This window comes from Streptomyces sp. NPDC048483 (assembly GCF_040651455.1).
In the GTDB taxonomy this organism is placed as follows: Bacteria; Actinomycetota; Actinomycetes; order Streptomycetales; family Streptomycetaceae; genus Streptomyces.
The window spans coordinates 1-21,739 of record NZ_JBEZJZ010000133.1 but is presented as its reverse complement, the minus strand read 5'-3'; the positions used below and the strand labels follow the sequence as shown (position 1 = coordinate 21,739).

Sequence of the window (21,739 nt, the reverse complement as noted above, 5' to 3'; positions counted from 1 at the left end):
TTCGCCGGCCGCGCCGACCACCAGGTCAAGGTCCGCGGCTTCCGCATCGAACCCGGCGAGATCGAGACCGTCCTCACCGCCCACCCGGGCGTCGCCCACGCCGTGGTGATCGCCCGGCAGGACCGGCCGGACGCGCCGGAGGACCGCAAGCTCGTCGCCTACGTCGTGCCCCGTACGGGCGTTCCGGGCCGGCGCGATCACGGACTGGAGCAGGGCCATGTCGGCGAGTGGCGGGAGATCTACGACGCGCTGCCCGTCGCCGCCGGCCGGGCCGCGTTCGGGCAGGACTTCACCGGCTGGAACAGCAGTTACGACGCGGCGCCCCTCCCCGAGGAGCAGATGCGGGAGTGGCGCGATGCGACCGTGGCGCGGATCCGGGAGCTGCGGCCCCGCCGGGTCCTGGAGGTCGGGGTCGGCACCGGGCTGCTGCTGTCCCAGCTCGCCCCGGACTGCGCGGCGTACTGGGCGACCGACTTCTCGGCCACGGCGGTCGATGCCCTGGCCGGGAAGGTGAGCCGGGAGCGCGGGCTCGCCGACCGGGTCGTCCTGCGGCACCAGCCCGCGCACGACACCGACGGTCTGCCGGTCGGCACCTTCGACACGATCGTGCTCAACTCGGTCGTCCAGTACTTCCCGACCGCGGACTACCTGCTGGACGTCGTCCGGCGGCTGATGGCGCTGCTCGCTCCCGGCGGGCGGCTGTTCATCGGCGACGTGCGCAATCTGCGGCTGCTGCGGCCGCTGGCGACCGCGGTCCAGCTGCACCGGGCCGCTCCCGATACGGAGGTGGCGGCGGTCCGTCGCGCGGTCGAGCAGGCCGTCCTGGTCGAGAAGGAACTCCTGGTCGATCCGGAGTTCTTCACCGTCCTGCCGGAGCGCGTCGACGGCATCGGCGCGGTCGCGGTCGAGGTCAAGCGCGGCCGTCACCACAACGAACTGACGCGGTACCGCTACGACGTCACCCTGCACAAGCACCCGGTCACGCCGCTGCCGTCCGACGACGCCGTCGAGGTGGCGTGGGGCGGGCAGGTGAGCGGGCCGGACGAACTGCGCGCACTCCTTGGGGCGGACGGTCCGGCGATCGTCCGGGTCACCGGCGTGCCGAACAGCCGCGTGGTACGGGAAGCCGGGCTGGCCCGCGCCGTGCGGCACGATGACGCCCCGCTCGCGGGCCTGCTGGCGCGGCTGCACGCTCCGCTGGACGACGACCTGGGCGACGGCGTGCCCGACCTGGAGGCGTTCCACGGGCTCGGCGCGGAGTGCGGCCGCCGGGTGGGCATCACCTGGTCCGCCACCGCGGACGACGCCGTCGACCTCGTCTTCACGGACCCGGCGCGGCTGCCCGAAGGCGCCGCGGGCGCCCCCGGCCGGCTGTGCCGACCGGCCGGCGCCGTGCGCACGCCCCTGACCAACAACCCGGCCGGCGGCCGCGGTACCGGCGCTCTGGTCGCCGAGCTGCGCGAGCGGACGCGGGAGCGGCTGCCCGAGTATCTCGTGCCCTCGGCCTTCGTGGTGCTCGACGCCCTGCCGCTGACCGCCGGCGGCAAACTGGACCGGGCCGCACTCCCGGCGCCCGACCTCGGTTCCTCGGGACCCGGACGGGCACCGCGCAGCCCGCAGGAGCAGCTCATCGCCGAGCTGTTCGCCGAAGTGCTGGGCCGGGGCGAGGTCGGCGTCGAGGACAACTTCTTCGACCTGGGCGGGCATTCGCTGCTGGCGACCCGGCTGGTGTCCCGGATCCGCGCGGCCCTCGGCGCCGAACTCGACGTGCGCGTCCTGTTCGAGGCGCCGACCGCGGCCGGGCTCGCCGAGCGGCTCGACGAGGCCGGCGACACCCGGCCCGCGCTTTCCGCCGTCGAGCGGCCGGCGCACGTGCCGCTGTCGTTCGCGCAGCGCCGCCTGTGGTTCCTGCACCAGATGGACGGCCCCGGCGCCACCTACACCATGCCGCTGGCGCTGCGGCTCACCGGGCCGCTCGACCGGGGTGCCCTGCAGCGGGCGCTCGCCGATGTGGTGGCCCGCCACGAGAGCCTGCGCACGGTGTTCCGCGAGGTGGGCGGCGTGCCGTATCAGCACGTCCTGGACCCGTCGGAGGCGCGCCCCGGCCTGCCGGTCACCGGGACCGACGAGGCCGGGCTGCCGGAGCGCCTGGGCGCGTCGGTACGGCGCGGCTTCGACCTCGCCGCCGAACTGCCGCTGCGGGCCGAGCTGTTCCGCACCGGTGCCGATGAGCATGTCCTGCTGCTCGTCGTGCACCACATCGCCGGTGACGGCTGGTCCATGGGGCCGCTGTCGCGCGACCTGGCGACCGCGTACGCGGCCCGCTGCGGGGGTACGGCACCGGACTGGGCGCCGCTGCCCGTACAGTACGCCGACTACACCCTGTGGCAGCGGCAGTTGCTCGGCGAGGCGTCCGACCCGCAGAGTCGGCTGGCGGCCCAACTCGCCTACTGGAGCGAGTCGTTGGCCGGACTGCCCGAGCAGCTGCAGCTGCCCGCCGACCGGCCCCGGCCCGCCACGGCCTCCCAGCGCGGTGCCCAAGTTCCGCTACGGATCGACGGGGAGCTGCACCGGCGCCTGCGCGAGGTGGCCACCGCACAGGGCGCAAGCATGTTCATGACGCTGCAGGCCGGACTCGCCGCACTGCTGAGCCGGCTCGGCGCCGGGGACGACATCCCGATCGGCAGCCCCATCGCCGGACGTACCGACCAGGCGCTCGACGACCTCGTCGGGTTCTTCGTGAACACCCTGGTGCTCCGGACCGATACCGCCGGCGACCCCAGCTTCACCGAACTGCTGGGCCGCGTACGGGAGAAGGCGCTGGCCGCCTACGCCCACCAGGACGTCCCCTTCGAGCACCTCGTGGAGGTCCTCAACCCGGCCCGGTCGCTCGCCCACCATCCGCTCTGCCAGGTCATGCTGGCGCTGCAGAACGCGCCGCAGAGCGCCTTCACCCTGCCCGGCCTGGAGACCGGCTACCTGACCGCGCCGACGGACACCGCCCGGATGGACCTGACCTTCAGCCTGGCCGAACAGCACGCGCCGGACGGCAGCCCCGACGGGCTGATCGGGGCGGTGGAGTACGCCACCGACCTGTTCGACCCGTCCACCGTGGTGGCGCTGGTCGCCCGCTGGACGCGGCTGCTGGAGGCGGTGGCCGCCGACCCGCACCGGCCGATCGGCCGGATCGAGATGGTCTCCGCGGACGAACGCCGGCGGCTGCTCGGCCGGCACCACGAGACCGCCGCCGGCCTGCCCGCCCGCGGCCTGCCGGAGCTGTTCGCCGCGCAGGTGCGAGCCACCCCCGACGCGGTCGCGGTCGTCTCCGGCGACACCACACTCAGCTACGCAGCGCTCGACGCGCGCGCCAACCGCCTTGCCCAGGCGCTCATCGGCCAGGGGGCGGGCCCGGAGACACCGGTGGCGGTTCTGCTGGAGCGCTCGGCGGAACTGGTCGTGGCCGTCCTCGCGATCGTCAAGGCGGGCGCGGCCTACGTCCCGCTGGACCCGCGCTTCCCGTCCTCCCGTATCGATCTCGTCGTCCGGGAGACCGGCGCCGCGCTGATCCTCACCGAGGACGTCCTGACGGCGCTGAGCCGGAGCGGGGCCGCCGACGCGGACCCTGCCGTCGTCTGCCACCCCGACCAGCTCGCCTACGTCATGTACACCTCGGGGTCCACCGGCCGCCCCAAGGGCATCGGCATCACCCATCACGACGTGGCGGGTCTGGCACTGGCGCCGTGCTGGCGCGGGGGTGCCCAGGAGCGGGTGCTGTTGCACTCGCCGACCGCCTTCGACGCCTCCACGTACGAGATGTGGGTGCCGCTGCTGAACGGCGGCCGGATCGTCGTCGCGCCGCCCGGCCGGCTGGACTCCCGCGCGCTGTGCCGGGCGATTGCCGACGGCGGGGTGACCGGGCTGTGGCTGACCGCCGGCCTGTTCCGCCTGATGGCCGACGAGCGGCCGGACGGCTTCGCCGGGGTGCGGGAGGTGTGGACGGGCGGCGACGTCGTCTCGGCCGCCGCGGTCGCCCGGGTGCTGGACGCCTGCCCGGACAGCCGCGTCGTCAACGGCTACGGACCGACCGAGACGACCACCTTCGCCGCACACCACCGGATGTCCGCGCCTGCGGACACCGGGCGCGGCGTGCCCATCGGCCGCCCGATGGCGGACATGCGGCTGTATGTGCTCGACGCCGGGCTGCGCCTGGTCCCGCCGGGCGCGGTCGGCGAGCTGTACATCGCGGGGACCGGCCTGGCCCGCGGCTACCTGGGCCGGCCGGGGATGACCGCCGAGCGGTTCGTCGCCGATCCGTACGGACCGGCCGGGGCGCGGATGTACCGGACCGGCGACTTCGCGCGGTGGCGGGACGACGGTGCCCTCGAGTTCGTGGGGCGCGCCGACGACCAGGTCAAGATCCGCGGCTTCCGCATCGAGCCCGGGGAGACCGAGGCTGTGCTCGCCGGGTGCCCGGGGGTCGCTCAGGCGGCGGTCGTGGCGAGTGAGCACCGGCCGGGCGACACACGGCTCGTCGGCTACCTGGTACTTGCCCCCGGCGCGACGGCCGAGCCGGACGACCTCGCGGACCGGCTCCGCCGGGATCTGCCCGACTACCTGGTGCCCTCGGCGTTCGTCGTCCTGGACGCGCTTCCGCTCACCGCCAACGGCAAGCTGGACCGGCGCGCGCTGCCGGCCCCGGAATACGGCACGTCCGGCACCGGACGCCCCCCGAGGACGCCGCAGGAACAGGTGCTCTGTGATCTGTTCGCCGAGGTGCTCGGCCGGGACCAGGTCCGTATCGACGACAGCTTCTTCGACCTCGGAGGACACTCGCTGCTCGCCGCCCGCCTGGTCTCCCGCGTCCGCGAGACCCTGGGTGTCGAACTGGGCCTGCGCACCATGTTCGAGGCCCCCACGGTGGCGGCCCTGACCGAGCGCCTGGCGATCAGCGCCCCCGACGACGCCTTCGAGGTGCTGCTGCCGCTGCGCCCCACGGGCCGTGGCACCCCGCTGTTCTGCATCCATCCCGGTGGCGGGATCAGCTGGTGCTACTGCGGCCTGATGAACCATCTGGACCCGGCGCACCCGGTCTACGCGATCCAGGCCCGCAGCCTCGGGCGACCCGAGCCCCGGCCCGCCTCGTACGAGGAGATGGCGGCCGACTACGTCGACCAGATCCGCAAGGTCCAGCCCGAGGGCCCCTACCTGCTGCTCGGGTGGTCCGCCGGCGGACTGATCGCGCACGCGATCGCGACGGAGCTCCAGCGGCAGGGGCAGCGGACGGCGCTGCTGGCCATCCTCGACGCGTACCCGGTGAGCGACCTCGTCTTCGACGAGCCTCCCGTCCCGACCGAGCGGGACGTTCTGGTGGGCATGCTCGACTGCGATCCGCAGGAACTGGGCCATGACCCGCTGACGTATCCCCAGGTCGCCGAGATCCTGCAGGGCCGGGGCAGCGCACTGGCCAGCCTGACGGAGCGTCACATCGAGGCGGTCGTCGCGATCATGATCAACAACGCCCGGCTCGCGCTCACCTTCAAGCCCGCCCGGTTCGACGGCGACCTGCTCCTGTTCAACTCCACCATCGACCGGGATCAGGACTCCCCCGGCGCGGACGTCTGGCGCCCCTACGTCACCGGCCGGATCGAATCCCACGACATCACCGCACGCCACGACCGTATGACCCGGCCGGGCTCGCTCTCCCAGATCGGCCCGGTACTCGCCGCAAAGATCGCCGAGATCACCCGGCACATCCCGACGGACAACCAGGAGGACCAATGACCAACCCCTTCGAGGACCACGACGCCACCTACCTCGTGCTTGCCAACGACGAGGCCCAGTACTCCCTGTGGCCGTCCTTCGCCGATGTACCCGACGGCTGGCGCACCGCCCATCCCGAGGACACCCGCGCCGCGTGCCTGGAGTACATCGAGCGGACCTGGACCGATATGCGCCCGAAGAGCCTCGTCGAGGCCATGAACGGCCGTCAGTAGCGGGGCGGGACGGACCGGCAGAACGGCAGCTCATGAATTCACCCCTCACCACCGACTCCACTTCACCCACCACAGACGCCACTTCACCCACCAAGGACCCCGCTTCCGCGATCGAGGACCCCGCCCGCTCCCTCCCGTCCGGGCCCGACCCGTTCACGGCGGCGATGCAGACCGCGGAGTTCCGCCGCGACCCCTACCCGCTCTACGCCCGGATGCGCCGGGAGTCCCCCGTCCACCGCGGACCGCAGGGCATCTGGTACCTCACCCGCTACGCGGACGTCGAACAGGCCCTGGGCGATCTGCGCCTGTCCAACGACCGCGAGCGGATGACCAGCGCCCTGGTCGCCCGCGACGGCCGGCTGCGCGACCTGAGCCGGCTGACGGCCCGGCTCGGACGGGTGATGAGCAACACCGATCCGCCCGACCACGCCCGGCTGCGCAAACTGGTCAACAAGGCGTTCACCGCGCGCCGCATCGAAGGCCTGCGCGACCGCATCCGGACGCTCGTGGACCGGCTCGTCGACGCGGCCGTGGTGGCCGGGCCCACCATGGACCTGATCGCGGCCGTGGCCGCACCCCTGCCGCACGCCGTGGTCTGCGAACTGTTCGGCATCCCCGCCGGCGACCGCGAGCGCGTCAAGGCCTGGTTCCGCGGACTCGGCCGGATCACCGAGGACATCGAGCGGGCCGAGGTGGTGGTCGGCGAGTTCGAGGAGTACCTGATGTGGCTCGCCGGGCAGCGGCGGACCGCGCCGGGCGACGACCTCATCAGCGGACTGGTCACCGCGCAGGCCCGCGGCGACCAGCTCACCGACGAGGAACTGCTGTCCACCTGCTTCATGCTCATCACGGCCGGCGACGAGACCACCACCAACCTCATCGGCAACGGCACCCTGGCCCTGCTGCGTCACCCCGGCCAACTGGCCCGGCTGCGCGCGGAACCGGGCCTGATCCGCCCGGCCATCGACGAGTTGGTCCGCTACGACAGCCCGACGCAGTCGATCGTCCGCGTCGTCTCCGAGGACGTCACCGTCGGAGGCCGGACCCTGCCCGCCGGGGATCTCGCCTACCTGGTGCTCGCCTCGGCCAACCGCGACCCCGACCGGTTCGCCGACCCGGACCGGCTCGACCTCACACGGCCCGGCAACCGGCATCTGGGCTTCGGCAACGGCCCCCACTTCTGCCTCGGCGCGCCGCTGGCCCGGCTCGAAACGGAGCTGGCCATCGGCACGCTCGTACGGAAGGCACCGGGGCTGCGGCTGGGCGCGGACGAGCTCGCATGGCGCCCCAACCCCCTGCAGCGGCGCCTTTGCGCCCTGCCTCTCGCCTACGCGTCAGGCGCCTGACGTGAACAACAACAAAGGAGAGACGGTAAAAATGGCCCGGGAATTCCGGGTGCGACGTGAGCAGGTACTGCCGGTCGCCCCCGAACAGGTCTGGAAGGCGGTCGCCACCGGCGCCGGAAATCTCGGCTGGCTCTATCCCATGGAAATCGAGCCGCGGGTCGGCGGAACGGTGTCCCGCGGTTCCGCCACGGTCGTCACCTGGGCGCCACCGCACCGGTTCGCCTGCCGCAGCGCCGACGACAACGGCTTTTCCAACACCCTGAGTTACACCATCCACGGGCGGGAAGACGGCGCGGCCGGGCTGTCCATGGGAATCCACTGGGTGCACGAGGGCACCGTCGACGACGGCTGGGACACCAGGGCCGACGCCGCCGAGAAACACATCGACTTCTACCAGCACAGCCTCGCCCAGTATCTGCGGCATTTCGACGGCCGCCCCGCGACCTATGTGAAGGCCACCCGCCCCTCCCCTCCCACGGCGTCCGACACGTTCACCGCCGTGCGCAAGCGGCTCGGCCTGGCCGAGGACGCCGCCGTCGGCGACACCGTACGGATGGACGTCCCCCACGAACTCGGCGGGCCCGTCGAGGCGTTGGTGGACTTTCTCAGCGACGACTTCATCGGCCTGCGCACGGGCGACGGGCTGTACCGCTTCTACAACGGCAGCGTCTGGAACTGGCCCCTCTGGCTCGGCCACCACCTCTTCGCCGACGACGTCGGTGACGCCGACGAGGAGCGGGCCGCGCAGGCGTGGCACGCCTGGCTGGCGGAAGCGGCACCGTAACCCATCCCCTACAGATCGGAGAGTCTCACCGATGGAAAAACTGGAAACGCTCCTCTATTCGGCCGAACTCATCCATCAGGACGGCGTCTACAAGCTGGTCGTCACGGATCGCCTGCGGGGCACCGTACAGACCTCCCAGGTATCGAAAAAGGCCGTGGAGAAACTCCCCATGTTTCTCTCCATGCTGAATTCCCGGCAGTTCAGTGCGTTCCGGTGAGGAAGGAGGAGACGCCACGATGACATTGACACAGCGGTCCGCGGGCGCGACGGCCGGAATCGGGACCGTAACCGGGAACTGGTTCCGGGTGCACCGGTGCGCGGCGCGGCCGCCCAGGCTCCGCCTCGTCTGCTTTCCGCACGCCGGCGGCACGGCCCAGCTGTTCCATGACTGGCCCGCGCGGCTGCCCCGGGACGTGGAGCTCCTCGCCGTCCGCTATCCGGGCCGGCAGGACCGGCTCGCGGAAGCCTGCTTCGAAGACATGGACATGCTCGCCGATGCGATCACCGCGGCCCTGAAGCCGCACCTGGACCGGCCGGTTGCGCTGTTCGGGCACAGCATGGGTGCCGCCGTCGCCTACGAGGTGGCCGTACGTCTGGAAGCGCATGGCGTCATCGCCGAGCGGCTGCTGGTGTCCGCGCGCGTCGCCCCGCACCGGGCCGGAGCCGCCGAAACGCACCGGAGCGACGACGAGACGCTGATCGCCCGGGTCCGCGCCCTGGGCGACTACCACGCGGAGGTCTACGACATCCCGGAGCTGCGGGAGCTGCTGCTGCCCGCCCTGCGCGCCGACTACCGGCTCATCGAGACCTACCGCCCCGAGACCCCCCGGCCTCTTCGCTCACCGATCACGGCCTATGCCGGGCGGGACGACGGCAGTTGCGCCCCCGACGCCGTACGCGCCTGGTCGGACCTGACCGCGCCCGGCGGGTTCGCGCTCCGTTCGTTCCCCGGCGATCACTTCTACCTCGTGCCCCACGAGGCCGAGCTGGTCGCCGACGTCGCCGGCCGCCTGTAGCGGGCGTCGAGCACACGACCGCGCCGCCCGTCCCCCTCAACCGGCCATCGTCAGCGCATCACACAGAGGAGAGCCAGACACCATGCACAGCATCCAGCACGAGGAGCGGTCCGCCGACGGCACGGTGCCCGCCCCGGCAGCAGCCGGACCCACCGGCACGGGACAACCACCGCACGAGCCGTACCTCTTCGCCCAGGACCTGCTCGCAAGGCCGGCCGAGGGCTACGGCGCGATGCGCGAGCAGGGCCCGGTCGTCCGCGGCTGGCTGACGGATGACCAGCCCGTGTGGCTGATCACCAGGTACGACGACGTACGCGACGGCCTGCGCGACGGACGGTTCGTCAACAGCCCCGATGCGATCCCTGACCACACCGGCGACGATCCGCGCAGGATGCTGGTGGACATGCTGAACCTGCCGGAGGAGGTGCAGCGCTACTTCCTCGTCTCGACCCTGGACATCGACCCCCCGGACCACACCCGGCTGCGCGGCGCGGTGGGGCGCGCCTTCAGCGCCCGCCGGATGAAGGCCCTGCGGCCGCGCATCGAGCGGCTCGCCGGCGAGCTGCTGGCCGACCTCCAGCGCCGCTCCGAGGACGGTGTGGTGGAGTTCGCCGAGGGCTGCGCGTACCCGCTGGCGATCACCGTCATCTGTGAGCTGGCCGGTGTCCCCGAGGAACACCGCGCAGTTTTCCGACGGTGGGGCGACGACATTCTCGTCATGGACCCGGAACGGCTGCGGGTGTCCTCGCCCGCCGTGATCGGCACCGTCCACGAGCTGCTCCGCCAACGGCGCGCGGAACCGGCGGACGACTTGCTGAGCACGCTGGCCGCCAGTGGGGCCGACACCAAGTTCCCGCTGACGGAGGAGGAGGCCGTCGCCATGGCGCTGAACGTGGTCATGGCCGGCTACGACAACACCGCGCAGCTCATCATCAACAGCGTCGCCGCCCTGATGACCCACCCCGACCAGCTGCGGCTCCTCCGCGACCGTCCGGACCTGCTGCCGGGCGCCGTCAACGAGTTCGTCCGGTGGTGCGGACCGGACATCTTCGTGCGGATGCGCATCGCCGCCGAGGACGTGGACCTCCACGGCACCCCCATCCGCAAGGGCGACGCCGTGCAGTTCGTCCTGGTCTCCGCCAACCGCGATCCGCGGGAGTACACCGACCCCGACCGCCTCGACGTCACCCGGCGTCCCCATGACGGCTCCGAGGGACACATCGGCTTCGGCCAGGGCATCCACTACTGCATCGGCGCCCACCTCTCCCGTCTGCAGTGCGAAATCACCCTCCGCGCCCTGCTGGAACGCCATCCCGGCCTCCAACTGGCCGTGGCTCCCGAGGAGCTGCGACGCACCGTCATCCCCGGTGCCGCCCCGCGCCTCGGGCGCCTGCCGCTGCGCCTGTGATCACCGCGGTGGGGCGTCGGTTCCAGGAGAGGACACGGTCCCGGGAGCAGACACAGTCCCGGGAGAGTGCACGGTTCCGGGAACGCTGGCGATCGCGATCATGGCGACGTCGTCGCCCAGGTTCCCGTCGGCGTACCGGAGCAGGTCGTCGTGGAGACGCCGGACGAGGGAGGGCGGGTCGATCTCGTTCCACGAGGCCACGCGATCGATCAAGGGGTAGAAGGTGCCCTCGTGGTTGCGGGCCTCGATCACTCCGTCGGTGTAGAGCAGGAGGACGTCGCCGGGCTCGAAGCCGAACGTCGCGGCCTCGTACTCGCTCTCCGATGGAGCGCTCAGGCCCAGGGGAGGCGCGGGCTCGGGGACCTCGAGTGTGCGGACCTTGTCGTGACGCAGCAGCAACGGCGGCGGGTGCCCGCAGTTCACCATCGTGAGGACGGGGTCGTTGTGGTGGACATCCATGACCAGCGCGGTGACAAATGACTCCTCGGACTCGGGGTCGCCGTCACCGAGGTGGGTCGCGTTCCAGTACACGGAGTTCCCCAGGTGGGCCACGATGGCCGGCAGGGAGAGGTTCCGATAGGCGGCGCCCTGGAACGCCCCGATCAGCACCGCGGCCTCCCCGATGGCGGACAGGCCCTTGCCGCGGACGTCGCCGACGACCACGCGGGTGGCGCCGGGCGTGGGCACCGCCGCGTAGAGGTCACCGCCGATCTGGGCCTCGGCCTCCGCCGCGATGTACGAAAACGCGATCTGCAGCGGCCCGATCCGCTCGGGCAGCGGCCGCAGCAGCACCTGCTGTGCCGCGACGGCCACCGACTGCACCTGGGTCAGCCGCCGCTGGTGCCGGTCCCGGACATAGCGGAAGACCGTGACCAGTACAGAAATCAAGAGCAGGGCGGCGATCTGCGCCTGGTGGTTCGGGGTCATCAGTCCGCCGTGCAGATGGCCGATGACGACCTGCGCCGCCACGGCCAGGGCCCCGACGGCGCCGGTGAGGGCGGGGCCGGCGAAGGAGGCGGTGATCGCGGGCGCCGCGACCAGGAACGGGCCCAGGTGGATGCTCGTCGGGGCGTTGATGTCGATCACCGTGACCGCCACGATGATCGCCAGCGGCACGGCCAGAAGCCCATGACTCAACCGCCAGGACCTGCCGAGGCGGGCGAGAGCGCGCCAGACACTCATACCTCCTCCCTACACCTGCGACGCCCCTCCCGCCCCATGGGCAACGGTCATACGGCACAGAACCCGATTTTGAGAATGGCATCCATTTTCATATAGCCTCGTGGCCGTCATCATCACCACGCGATGCAGGAGATCACCATGGCCGTTCCCAAGCGGAGAATGTCCCGCAGCAACACCCGCCACCGCCGTGCCCAGTGGAAGGCCACCACCCCCCAGCTCGTGCCCATCACCGTCGACGGCTCCGCCTACCTGGTACCGCAGCGGCTGGCCAAGGCGTACGCGCGCGGCCTGCTGCACCCTGGGCAGTGAACCGGGTACGTGGCGGACCGCGCATGCGCGGACGTCATAGGCCGTCGCCGCCCATGTCGTCCTCGTCGAGGGCCTCGTTCAGCTCCACGAACGCCTCCTGGGCTCGTTCGGCCAAGTGGCGCGGGCAGAGCCACAGGTCACGAGCGGTGACGTCGTCGGGCGCGGGGAACTCGTCGGGCGCGTAGAGGTGGCTAAGGACGGGCACGACGTCCTCCTCGGCCTCGGGGTGGTTGTCGCCGTGCGGGCACTCGGTGTTGAGCGGGGTGGTGTCCACCGTGCGCAGCGCGTCGCGCAGTTCCGTCCCCACGTTGTAGGGCAGCTCCCAGTCATCGGCGTCCCAGAGCATCACCAGCAGCAGAATGGCCCGCTCGCGCGGATCGTCCGTGGCGTCGCTCAGGAATCGGCGGGCCGCCCACACGGCGATGTCGTGGCCGTCGATGTCGTTGTCGTCGACGTCGGAATCGGCAGGGGCCATCAGCCGGGCCAGCCGGTCGATGGCGAGGCGGCCGTCCGGGCGCAGGCACTCCGTATCGATGGCGGCCGTTTCCCTGGGGGCGAACATCTCGTCGTGGCCGTACCGCAGTTCGCCGAGCGCATCGACGGCGAGCGAGTGCAGAAAGGCGGGACACAGCCATCCCTGGAGCTTCTGGCTGCCGTTGCTTTGGGCCAGTTCTGCGCGGCCGCCGGGGCTGCGCAGGTAGAAGCCATCGCTCGCCGCACCCGAGGGGTCCGAGTCTGGCGTCGGATGCTCGTCGGGGGTGTGGGCGCAGGTGCTGCCCGCAAGCTGGGCCAGGACGTTCTCCAGCCCCTCGATCATGTCGTCGAGGGCTCCGGGAACGGTGATCCGGCCCGAGGTGGCGTACCACTGGCTGGCGTGCATGGCCGCTACGTAGCCGGCGCGCACGCCCTTGGTCGGGTGGTCCGGCAACGAGCCGGCCAGACCGGACAACTCATCGGCCGGGTCGGAGGAGGGGTAGTCGCAGAGGGTGGCGGAGAGCCACCTGAGGCTGTCCCGGTCGCGGCTGGGGATGATCGCCGGGATGCCCGTCGCGCTGAAGGGCGCAAGGACATCGGCGGTGATCCGTGCGAAGCCCGCAACATTCGCCGGGCACCGCCACGCGTCGGCGTCGTCCATGTCGTCGTCGGACCCGGTCTGTACCACTTTGCGCAGGTCGGGGAGGAGGAAGGCGATCCGGTCATCCTCGATCTGGTCCAGTGCCGTGGTGAAGGGGTGGTGCTTGTGCGCGCAGTTCCGGCCGCCGAGTGCCCGGTCCGCGGCGAGCAGTGCCTCTACGGCGGCGCGCTCCATGCCCTCCCCCGGCTGCCATGCGACGTACGACGCCATCGTCGCCAGCCCGAAGGTCCACAGGATCGACTCTTCGCCACCGGGGTCGGCGGCGAGCCTGCGCGCGCAGTCGAGGACGAGCGGGTCCGCGGTGGCGCGCTCGGACGAAGGGCCGACGGCCTTCCAGGCTGTGATCAGGTCGTCGAGCGGGAGCGGGGGGTGCAGGTGAGGCTGGGGGTGGGCGTCAGGCTGGGAGTCGGGCGCGGAGTTATGGATCATGCTGGTGACGACGAACGGGTGGTCGCCTCGGTTCCGTCGTTTGCAGATGGCGAAGCGGTGGGCCGCGCCCCATGGGCGGCCCACCGCTTCGGCGTCTTCGCGCGCTCCCGGCGCGGCCGGCCTCAGACGGTGGCAGGTTCCGGCGGGAGGAGGTGGTCGCCGGTCTTGTCGGTGGTCAGGCACAGCGAACAGACCATCGCGTCGTGGGTGTGGCAGGCGGCCAGATCCGGTCGCTCGAAGCTCTGGCGGCACACATGGCATGCGTACGTCGTGGCGCTGGGGTTGCCGTCCGGGTCGAGGAGCGCTTCGGCTATGCCATCGTCGGTGCGGCGCAGGTAGTAACGGCCCTTGGTCAGCACCGCTGTGAGCGGGGTGAGGACACAGGCGATCAGGGCCGCGGCGACCGGCGAGTAGGGCTGGAGAGCGTCACCGAGGACGTGGAAATACATGGCGATCGACAGGCCGGAGGCGGCGACGAACGCCACCACTCCCACCGGATTGACCGCGTAGAGCATGCCGCGGCGGAACTCGGGCGTCTGCGGGGAGAGTTTGAGCACGTACTTGTTGACGATGATGTCGGTGGCGACGGTCACGACCCAGGCGATGGCGCAGTTGGAGTAGAACCCGAGGATGGAGTTGAGGACGCTGAACATGTCCGTCTCCATCAGCGCCAGCGCGAACGCCAGGTTGAGCAGCACGAAGACCATGCGGCCGGGGTAGTGCTTGGTGATCCGGGTGACGGAGTTGGTCCACGCGAGCGAGCCCGAGTAGGCGTTGGTCACGTTGATCTTGATCTGGCTGATCACTACCAGGACCACGGCCAGCGGGATCACCAGCCAGGAGGGCAGCATCGCGTCGAAGGCACCCCGGAACTGCTGGATGGGCTCGGTGGCCGCGGCGGGCCCCACCTCGGCGAGGATGTATACGGCCAGGAACACCCCGATGGCCTGCTTCAGCGCACCGAGCACCACCCAGCCCGGACCGGCCATGACCACGGCGGTCCACCAACTGCGCCGGTTCTCCGGGGTCTTGGGCGGCATGAACCGCAGATAGTCGATCTGCTCGCCGATCTGCGCGATCAGCGACAGACACACGCCCGCGCCCAGCAGCACCGAGGCGGTGTTGAGGCCGCCGTCGCCGTCGGTCCCGGCGTACGACAGGAAGCGGTTGATCGTGCCCGGGTCGGTGGTGACCAGATACAGCAGGGGGCCCACCATCAGGAGCAGCCAGATCGGCGTGGTCCACACCTGGAGCTTGCTGAGTGCCTTCATCCCGTAGATCACCAGCGGGATCACCATCAGGGTGGAGACCAGATACCCCAGCCACAGCGGCAGTCCGAGACCCAGGTTCAGGCCCTGCGCCATGATCGAGCCTTCGAGGGCGAAGAAGATGAAGGTGAAGCTGGCGAAGATGACGCTCGTCAGCACCGAGCCGTAGTAGCCGAACCCGGCACCGCGGGTGATCAGGTCCAGGTCGATGTTGTAGCGGGCGCCGTAGTACGCGAGGGGGAAGCCGGTGAGGAAGATGACCACTGCCGCGACGGCGATGGCGGCGAGCGCGTTCCCGGTACCGTGGGTGAGGCCGATGCCGGCGCCGATGGAGAAGTCGGCCATGTAGGCGATGCCGCCGAGCGCGGTGGTCGCCACCACCATCGGGGTCCACCGGCGGTAACTACGCGGAGCGAACCGGAGGGTGTAGTCCTCCAGGGTCTCCTTGGCGGCTGTGTCCGTGGCTACCGTGCCCTCGGTCGCCGACTCCCTGGCGGCCGTGTCCGTGGCTACCGTCTGCCCGGCCCCGGACCGCTCTTCGAGCGCCGGCCCGGACCGGACATCTTCCGCTGCCGTGGGTGGGGGAACACTCATGCCACGCCTCCTGGGGGGGGGTGATCGGGCCTGCGCTGTGTCCCCGCTTGGCACCGTTGACAGGAGGGGAGGAGGGGAGCCCGCTCGGGGATGTCCGGGCGCGGGCAGCTGAGACGGCAGTACGGCTCGCACCGGTGCGGGTCTCCGGGGCCCCTGCGTCAGGGCGGACCGTGCCGGACCGGTGGGTCCGTGTGGGTGTCCGTCAGAAGAACGCTAGGTACGGCGTATTTCATGGCCCGTCCCACCATGTGAAGGGGAGATTTCCGGGATCTCACGGCGCATGCAGCCGGGCCTGGGCGGACGCCGGCGGAGTACAAGCACTCCGGGGGCACGTGCCGTCGCTGCCGTTCAGGTCAGAGTGAATCCGGCCTTGAGCGCGGCGTCCGAGCTGTTGCCCGCGTAGATCTCGAACTCCCCCGGCTCCACAAGGAATTCCCCGCGGAGGTCGTTGGTGTGGAAGCCCAGTTCCTGCCGTCCCAAGGTGAAGCCCACCCGCCGCCGCTCGCCCGGCTTCAGGTGCACCCGGGAGAAGCCGACGAGTCTGCGTACGGGCTGGACGACACTGGCGACCTTGTCGCGAAGGTAGAGCTGGACGACCTCGTCGCCCGCGCTTGCGCCGGTGTTCTCGACCTGCACGGTGGCCCGGACCGTCGCCCCGCCGTCGGCGACGCTCTTCGCCCGCAGGACCTCGGCCGACAGCTTCAGGCCGGAGACAGTGAACGTGGTGTAGCTGAGGCCGTGTCCGAAGGGATAGAGCGGGGTGTGCGGAATGTCCAGGTACTTCGAGGTGTACTTGTTCTCCGGGTCGAAGGGGCGGCCGGTGTTCTCGTGCGCGTAGTAGAGCGGGAGCTGGCCGGCCGAGCGGGGGAAGGTCGCGGGCAGCTTGCCGCCGGGGTTGACCTTGCCGAAGAGGACGTCGGCGACGGCATGGCCGCCCTCGATGCCGGGATGCCACGCCTGGAGAATCGCGTCGGCCTCGTCGGCAATGCCGGTGAGCACCAGCGGTCGGCCCGAGAGGACCACGACGGCCACCGGCGTACCGGTGGCGGCGACCTCCGCCACCAACTGCGCCTGGACGCCGGGCAGGGTGATGTCGCTGCGGGCGGCGGCCTCGCCGCTCTGTGCGGCCTTCTCCCCCACGACGACGACCACGGCATCGGCGGCCCGGGCCGCCGCAACCGCTTCGTCGAACGAGCCGGTGTCATCGCCCTCCACCGCGCATCCGCGGGCGAAGCGCACGGTGGCGGAGGGGGCGGCCTGCTTGATGCCCTCCAGTACGGACACCGCGGGGAACAGGGCGGCGCCGATGCTCGCCCATGTGCCGTGCAGTTCCTTGGTGTCATCGCCGAGCGGACCGACGACGGCGAGGGACCCGGCCTTTGCGGACAGTGGCAGGGTCTTTTTCTCATTGCGCAGCAGGACCATGGAGCGGGCGGCCGCGGTCCGTGCCGCCGACCGGGCCGCGGCGCTCGGTTCGGTGATCTCCGCGGCCTCATCGGCGTAGGGGTGCGCGAAGAGTCCGGCGCGGAACTTGACGCGCAGCACCCGGGCGACGGCATCGTCCAACCGCTCGCGGCTGATCTTCCCGGCCGCCAGCAGCCGTTTGCCGTGCTGTGCGTACGTGGTGGAGACCATCTCCATGTCGACGCCGGCGCCCAGGGCGAGGCGGGCGGCGTCGGCGCCGTCGGCCGCGATGCCGTGCGCGATGAGTTCCTGGACGCCGGTGTAGTCGCCGACGACGAAGCCGTCGAAGCCGAACTCCTCGTGCAGGATGTCGTGCAGGGTGTGCCGGTTGGCGTGCGCGGGCACGCCGTTGACGGTGTTGAAGGACGCCATGACGGTGGCGACACCGGCGTCGACGGCTGCCTTGAAGGGGGGCAGACAGACATCGCGCAGCCGCCGCTCGGAGACATCGGCGGTGTTGTAGTCGCGGCCGCCCTCGGGGAAGCCGTAGCCGACGAAGTGCTTGGCGCAGGCGGCGAGCCGGTCCGTGGCGCCGTAGTCCGCACCCTGATAGCCCCGCACCTTGGCGGCGGTCAGTTGCGCCGTCAGATACGGATCCTCGCCGCTGCCTTCGGCCACCCGGCCCCAGCGCGGCTCGCGGCTGACGTCGGCCATGGGTGCAAACGTCCAGTGGATGCCCTGGGAGGCGGCCTCCCGCGCGCTGGTCTCGGCGTCGGAGGCGACCACCTCCGGATCGAAACTGCTGCCCTGGGCGAGGGGTATCGGAAAGGTGGTGAGGTAGCCGTGGATGACGTCCTGCCCGAAGAGCAGCGGGATGGCCAGCCGCGACCGCTCCACGGCGGCGCGCTGGAGGTCGTTGCACTTCTTGGCGCCGGTGAGGTTGAGCACCGAGCCCAGCAGCCCCTTCGCGGCGAGTTCGGCGCACTCCTTGTTCTGGCCGTCGCCGGGCCCGGTGTCCGCGTGCCAGGTCAGCTGCTGGAGCTGCCCGAACTTCTCCTCGACGGTCATTTTGGCCAGCAGCGCCCGGACGCGGCGTTCGGTCTCCGGGTCGCGCGGCGGCCGCGCCACGGCGGGGGATGCCGCGGAGGCGGCGGGCGCTGCCGACGCCCCGGCCGTCCCCGTACCCACGAGAACCGCGGCCCCTGCCGATGCCTTGAAGATGTGACGACGGCTGATCGATCCGGAACCGGACACCGGCGACTCCTCACTGCGTGGGCACACCGCCGACGTGTGAGGACGGGGCGACTCAACCCGCTGATGGCGTACGGCAGTTAAGTCATTCGGCGGTGAGCGCGTCAAGAGATTGAACAGGGAATGAGGAAGTCGGCCCCCTGCCACTTCATGATCTGTAACGAGGGGCGTCCGGGCCCTCACACGCGGGCTGCCGCCCTGAGGTCGTGGTCGAAGGCGCGGATGTCCTCTTCGGTGAGGGAGGTGCGGGTGTGCGCGATGGCCTGGAGGTAGTCGCCGGTCAGCTGGGTCCGGTCGGCGGATTGCTGCGGGCCCACTGCCAGATGTCGCTCGAAGGCGCGCTGCGCGGCGGTGTGGGCCGCGTACTCGATGTCCGCGGGGGTGAAGCGGTCGCTGGCCTCGACCAGTGCGTCGAGCTCGATGCCTGCCGCGCGGTCCGGCCCGATGTAGCGGATCCAGATGGCCCGTCGGGCCTCGGCGTCCGGCGGGCCGACCGGGATCAGGTAGTCGAACCGTCCGGGCCGCAGGAAGGCCGGATCCAGGGAGCGCACGGCATTGGTCGCGCAGATCAGCAGCCTGCGTTTCCCGCGCCGGAACTGCGGGATGAGCTTGAGGAGTTCGTTGGTCACCCGGTGTGCCAGCGTGGTCGGATCCAGCCGCTCGGAGGCGATCTCCTCCGCCTCGTCGAAGAACAGCACGGCCTCCTCCAGATGCTCGACACGCGCGAAGAGCCGCCGCAGTCCGGCCGCCACCCCGTGCGCGTCGTCGGCGAGCTGGTACGGGAACACCTCGATGAACGGCCAGCGCAGCCGGGAGGCGACCGCTCGCGCAAACGTGGTCTTGCCCGTACCCGGCGGCCCGAAGAGCACCACCGCACGCGGCGGCACCAGCCGATAGCGCTCCGCAACCGCCGGATTCTCCAGCGGCAGTACCAGCCGGCGCTCGATCAGCGTCTTCTCCTCGCTCATCCCCGCGATGCCGTCCCACAGGCCCTCGGCCGGCACCTCGCCGCCCAGCTGATCGAGCATGGTGGCCTCGGCCGAGTCCCCGGTCAGCTGCTTCTCGAAGTAGCCCAGATCCGGGCGGCCGGTGTACCCGGAGTTCGCGAAGGCCTGCTCGCCGACCTCCCCCTCCGGCAGCAGCGCTCCGATACGGCGCACCCCCACCTGCCCCAGGCGCTCCTCAAGGGCGGCCAGCAGCGCCGAGCCGATGCCGTGGCGGCGCCACTGACGCGCGATGGCCAGCCGCAGCACCCAGGCCCGCTCCTGGGCCACCGAGGACACCACGGCCCCGACGACCTGGTCCCCCACCACGGCCACCACGGCCGGTGCATCGGCATGCAGGGCGCCCACTACTTCCGCGAGACTCACCGCCGGATCCGCAGTGGTGTCCCGCGCCTCTTCCCAGATACGCACCACCTGGTCCAGGTCGGCTTCCTCGAGACTGCGGACCCGCCATGGAGACATCGGTGCCACCTCCCCGCCCATTTTCCCGCAGGTCACGCCCGTCGGCCCGTCGGGCGGCCGGCACTGCGGCGGCGGCCGCGGAGCGTGGCCGGGCGCCGCCGGTACTCCTGTCGTCCGGCCGGCGGGAGGGGCCGTCGACTGCTCGCCTGCCCCGGGCGGCATACTTGCCCGTCGGCGCGACGCGATCATCCCCGTATCTGAGGAGCAGTCATGGCCGAACAGCCCGCCGCCGAGAAGACGACCTTCACAACGGTCTTCGAGGTGGGCCCCAGCGCCCTGGAGCAGGCCCAGGGCATAGCCGACAGGTTCCAGCACGCGATCGCTCCGGCAACCGTGGACTTCGACTTCGGTGAGATCAGCCGGGTGGCCGACGGCATCCCCGACGGCTCGACCGTCAAGATCATCCGTGGCTGGGGTCTCCAGGAGACGGCTCCCGTCGGCGTCATGGTGCTCTCCCTCAGGGAGGCCGTCCGCCAGGCGCTGACCCACCCCTTCGGCAACCCCGCCTTCTGGGAGAAGGCCGAGGCCGCGCTCGCCGACGCCTTCATCGGCCTCGACGGGCAGGAGGGCACACACCTCTCGTTCTACGAGGAGTCCGCCGACCGCACGAGCTACTACTACAACCTGCTGTTCGCGCTCCAGGACGAGGAGACCGAGAACTTCGTCTACGCCATCGCCTTCTGCGCCGATGTGACCCTCGCGCTGGACGCGGAGAAGGCCCGCCGGCTGACCCTCGACGACGTCGCGCAGTTCGCGATCCGCCTCAACGCGCTCGCCATACGCCAAGAACTCCGCCCCACGGCCTGATCGCCGGCCAGGGCGTGGAGCAGCGCATACGTCCACGCCCTGGCTCGCCGAAGAACCCTGGAGCCCCAAAGAGAACGCCTAGCCGCTCCCGTCAGGGGCGATCGCGAGGATGGCCACGTCGTCGTGGAAGACGCGGGTGTGGCGCGGCAGGTCGGTGTTGAGGAAGTCGATGACGTCGGCCGGGCCGGGGGCGGAGTCGTTGGCGAAGCGGTGGCGGAGCCGGTCGAGGAGGGGGTAGAAGGCACCGTTGTGGTCGCGGGCTTCGACCAGGCCGTCGGTGCAGAGCAGGAGGATGTCGCCGGGGGTGAAGGGGTGGGTGTAGGCGACGGGCTGTTCGTCGGCCAGGGCGCCCAGGCCGAGTGGCAGGGCGGGTGGTCCGATGAGGGCGGTCACCTCTCCCTGGGAGATCAGGACCGGCTCGATGTGCCCGTGGTTGACGATTGTCACCCGTCGGGCCGGGGCGTCGTACTCGACCAGAGCGGCGGTGACGAACAGCTCGTCGTCGCGGATCTCATCGGCCTGCCGGGCCATGCTCCGTTCCATGCGCTGGGCGACGGACGGCAGGTCCCTCTCGACGTAGGCGGCCTCGCGGAACGTGCCGAGGATGCAGGCGACGGCGCGTACGGCCTTCAGCCCCTTGCCGCGGACATCGCCGATGACGGCGCGCTCACCGGCCTCGGTGGCGCGGATGTCGTAGAGGTCGCCGCCGACCATGGTGCCGACCTCGCCCGACCGGTAGAGACCCGCCGCGAGCACCTGTCCCACGTGCTGCGGCACCGGCCGCAGCAGGGTCCGCATCAGGGCTTCGGCCACCGAGTTGGCGCGCACCAGGTGCCGCTCCTGGCGCTGGCGGTGGGCGGCCAGCGCCACGCCGAGAATGCCGACCAGGGTGGTGGCGATGTACGCGGCGACATGGTGGCTTTCCCACAGCAGGTGGGCGTTACGGCCCGCGCAGCACGGGGTGCCCGCCAGAACGCCCTCGAACGCGACGGCGAAGACCGTCACGGCGGCGACGCCCACGGGGCCGAGGGTGTAGGCCGCGGTCACCGGCAAGGCGACGAGCAGGAAGCTCACGGGCCACGGCGTAGGGGTGACGGGTTCGAGCGCCAGCACGAACGCGACGTAGGCCAGCGGCAGCCAGCGCATCCACGCGGTCGGCCGCAGCGCCTCGAAGCCGTGGTTGTCCACCAGTACGGTGCGCCCGCCGGACGATTGGCCGCGGCCGGGGCGTCTCACGGCCTGCCCCGGGGTTGTGGCGTCCGCGGACACAGGATCCGGCCGGCACCGGGCCGACGTCCGCACCGGGACCGGAAGGTGCAGCCGACGATCATGACGGACCCGCTCAAG

15 protein-coding genes are annotated in these 21,739 nt (G+C 71.3%); 9 read left to right on the top strand and 6 right to left on the bottom strand.

The features are described 5' to 3' along the window. From AB0D04_RS37820 to AB0D04_RS37790, 7 genes are all read left to right on the top strand, one after another. On the top strand, positions 1-5,781 hold a 5,781-nt coding region (locus tag AB0D04_RS37820), incomplete at its 5' end, for an amino acid adenylation domain-containing protein (protein ID WP_362711945.1). Further along, a complete protein-coding gene (locus AB0D04_RS37815) occupies positions 5,778-5,993 on the top strand; it encodes an MbtH family protein (RefSeq protein WP_362711944.1) in 216 nt (71 codons plus the stop codon). The genes AB0D04_RS37820 and AB0D04_RS37815, both read left to right, overlap by 4 nt. Positions 5,994-6,025: 32 nt before the next feature. After that, a complete protein-coding gene (locus AB0D04_RS37810; RefSeq protein ID WP_362711943.1) occupies positions 6,026-7,339 on the top strand; it encodes a cytochrome P450 in 1,314 nt (437 codons plus the stop codon). 31 nt (positions 7,340-7,370) lie between these two features. Further along, positions 7,371-8,123, top strand: coding sequence for an SRPBCC domain-containing protein (locus tag AB0D04_RS37805; protein ID WP_362711942.1), 753 nt, complete (start codon positions 7,371-7,373; stop codon positions 8,121-8,123). 31 nt (positions 8,124-8,154) lie between these two features. Then, on the top strand, positions 8,155-8,340 hold the full coding sequence (locus tag AB0D04_RS37800) for a hypothetical protein (protein WP_362711941.1): 186 nt from the start codon (positions 8,155-8,157) through the stop codon (positions 8,338-8,340). 19 nt (positions 8,341-8,359) lie between these two features. Further along, complete coding sequence (locus AB0D04_RS37795; protein ID WP_362711940.1) at positions 8,360-9,139, top strand: alpha/beta fold hydrolase; 780 nt, start codon at positions 8,360-8,362, stop codon at positions 9,137-9,139. A gap of 82 nt (positions 9,140-9,221) precedes the next feature. Beyond that, on the top strand, positions 9,222-10,547 hold the full coding sequence (locus AB0D04_RS37790; RefSeq protein WP_362711939.1) for a cytochrome P450: 1,326 nt from the start codon (positions 9,222-9,224) through the stop codon (positions 10,545-10,547). Here AB0D04_RS37790 and AB0D04_RS37785 read toward each other — a convergent pair whose 3' ends face one another. Further along, positions 10,548-11,729 (bottom strand): PP2C family protein-serine/threonine phosphatase, encoded by a 1,182-nt coding sequence (locus AB0D04_RS37785; RefSeq protein WP_362711938.1) that lies wholly within the window; start codon positions 11,727-11,729, stop codon positions 10,548-10,550. A gap of 138 nt (positions 11,730-11,867) precedes the next feature. Here AB0D04_RS37785 and rpmF point away from each other — a divergent pair, with 138 nt between their 5' ends. Further along, complete coding sequence (rpmF, locus tag AB0D04_RS37780) at positions 11,868-12,038, top strand: 50S ribosomal protein L32 (RefSeq protein ID WP_362711937.1); 171 nt, start codon at positions 11,868-11,870, stop codon at positions 12,036-12,038. Between the two features lie 34 nt (positions 12,039-12,072). Here rpmF and AB0D04_RS37775 read toward each other — a convergent pair whose 3' ends face one another. From AB0D04_RS37775 to AB0D04_RS37760, 4 genes are all read right to left on the bottom strand, one after another. Further along, entirely contained in the window at positions 12,073-13,602 is a 1,530-nt protein-coding gene (locus AB0D04_RS37775) for a hypothetical protein (protein ID WP_362711936.1), read from the bottom strand. A gap of 122 nt (positions 13,603-13,724) precedes the next feature. Then, positions 13,725-15,464, bottom strand: a complete 1,740-nt coding sequence (locus AB0D04_RS37770; protein ID WP_362711935.1) for an allantoin permease — start codon at positions 15,462-15,464, stop codon at positions 13,725-13,727. 348 nt (positions 15,465-15,812) lie between these two features. Beyond that, complete coding sequence (bglX, locus tag AB0D04_RS37765) at positions 15,813-18,122, bottom strand: beta-glucosidase BglX (RefSeq protein WP_362711934.1); 2,310 nt, start codon at positions 18,120-18,122, stop codon at positions 15,813-15,815. A gap of 176 nt (positions 18,123-18,298) precedes the next feature. Beyond that, on the bottom strand, positions 18,299-19,585 hold the full coding sequence (locus AB0D04_RS37760) for a bifunctional GNAT family N-acetyltransferase/ATP-binding protein (protein ID WP_362711933.1): 1,287 nt from the start codon (positions 19,583-19,585) through the stop codon (positions 18,299-18,301). A 210-nt stretch (positions 19,586-19,795) separates the two neighbouring features. On the opposite strand from AB0D04_RS37760, the gene AB0D04_RS37755 reads away from it, so the two are divergent. Beyond that, positions 19,796-20,392 (top strand): Type-2Aa cytolytic delta-endotoxin, encoded by a 597-nt coding sequence (locus AB0D04_RS37755; protein ID WP_362711932.1) that lies wholly within the window; start codon positions 19,796-19,798, stop codon positions 20,390-20,392. 78 nt (positions 20,393-20,470) lie between these two features. Here AB0D04_RS37755 and AB0D04_RS37750 read toward each other — a convergent pair whose 3' ends face one another. After that, positions 20,471-21,628, bottom strand: coding sequence for a PP2C family protein-serine/threonine phosphatase (locus AB0D04_RS37750; protein WP_362711931.1), 1,158 nt, complete (start codon positions 21,626-21,628; stop codon positions 20,471-20,473). Positions 21,629-21,739 lie beyond the last annotated feature (111 nt).

Coding starts and splice junctions, on each gene's coding strand:
- AB0D04_RS37760 (WP_362711933.1), bottom strand. CDS start 19,585: ATGTCTCCATGGCGGGTCCGCAGTCTCGAGGAAGCCGACCTGGACCAG.
- AB0D04_RS37815 (WP_362711944.1), top strand. CDS start 5,778: ATGACCAACCCCTTCGAGGACCACGACGCCACCTACCTCGTGCTTGCC.
- AB0D04_RS37770 (WP_362711935.1), bottom strand. CDS start 15,464: ATGAGTGTTCCCCCACCCACGGCAGCGGAAGATGTCCGGTCCGGGCCG.
- AB0D04_RS37785 (WP_362711938.1), bottom strand. CDS start 11,729: ATGAGTGTCTGGCGCGCTCTCGCCCGCCTCGGCAGGTCCTGGCGGTTG.
- rpmF (WP_362711937.1), top strand. CDS start 11,868: ATGGCCGTTCCCAAGCGGAGAATGTCCCGCAGCAACACCCGCCACCGC.
- AB0D04_RS37805 (WP_362711942.1), top strand. CDS start 7,371: ATGGCCCGGGAATTCCGGGTGCGACGTGAGCAGGTACTGCCGGTCGCC.
- AB0D04_RS37790 (WP_362711939.1), top strand. CDS start 9,222: ATGCACAGCATCCAGCACGAGGAGCGGTCCGCCGACGGCACGGTGCCC.
- AB0D04_RS37775 (WP_362711936.1), bottom strand. CDS start 13,602: ATGATCCATAACTCCGCGCCCGACTCCCAGCCTGACGCCCACCCCCAG.
- AB0D04_RS37795 (WP_362711940.1), top strand. CDS start 8,360: ATGACATTGACACAGCGGTCCGCGGGCGCGACGGCCGGAATCGGGACC.
- AB0D04_RS37800 (WP_362711941.1), top strand. CDS start 8,155: ATGGAAAAACTGGAAACGCTCCTCTATTCGGCCGAACTCATCCATCAG.
- AB0D04_RS37755 (WP_362711932.1), top strand. CDS start 19,796: ATGGCCGAACAGCCCGCCGCCGAGAAGACGACCTTCACAACGGTCTTC.
- AB0D04_RS37810 (WP_362711943.1), top strand. CDS start 6,026: ATGAATTCACCCCTCACCACCGACTCCACTTCACCCACCACAGACGCC.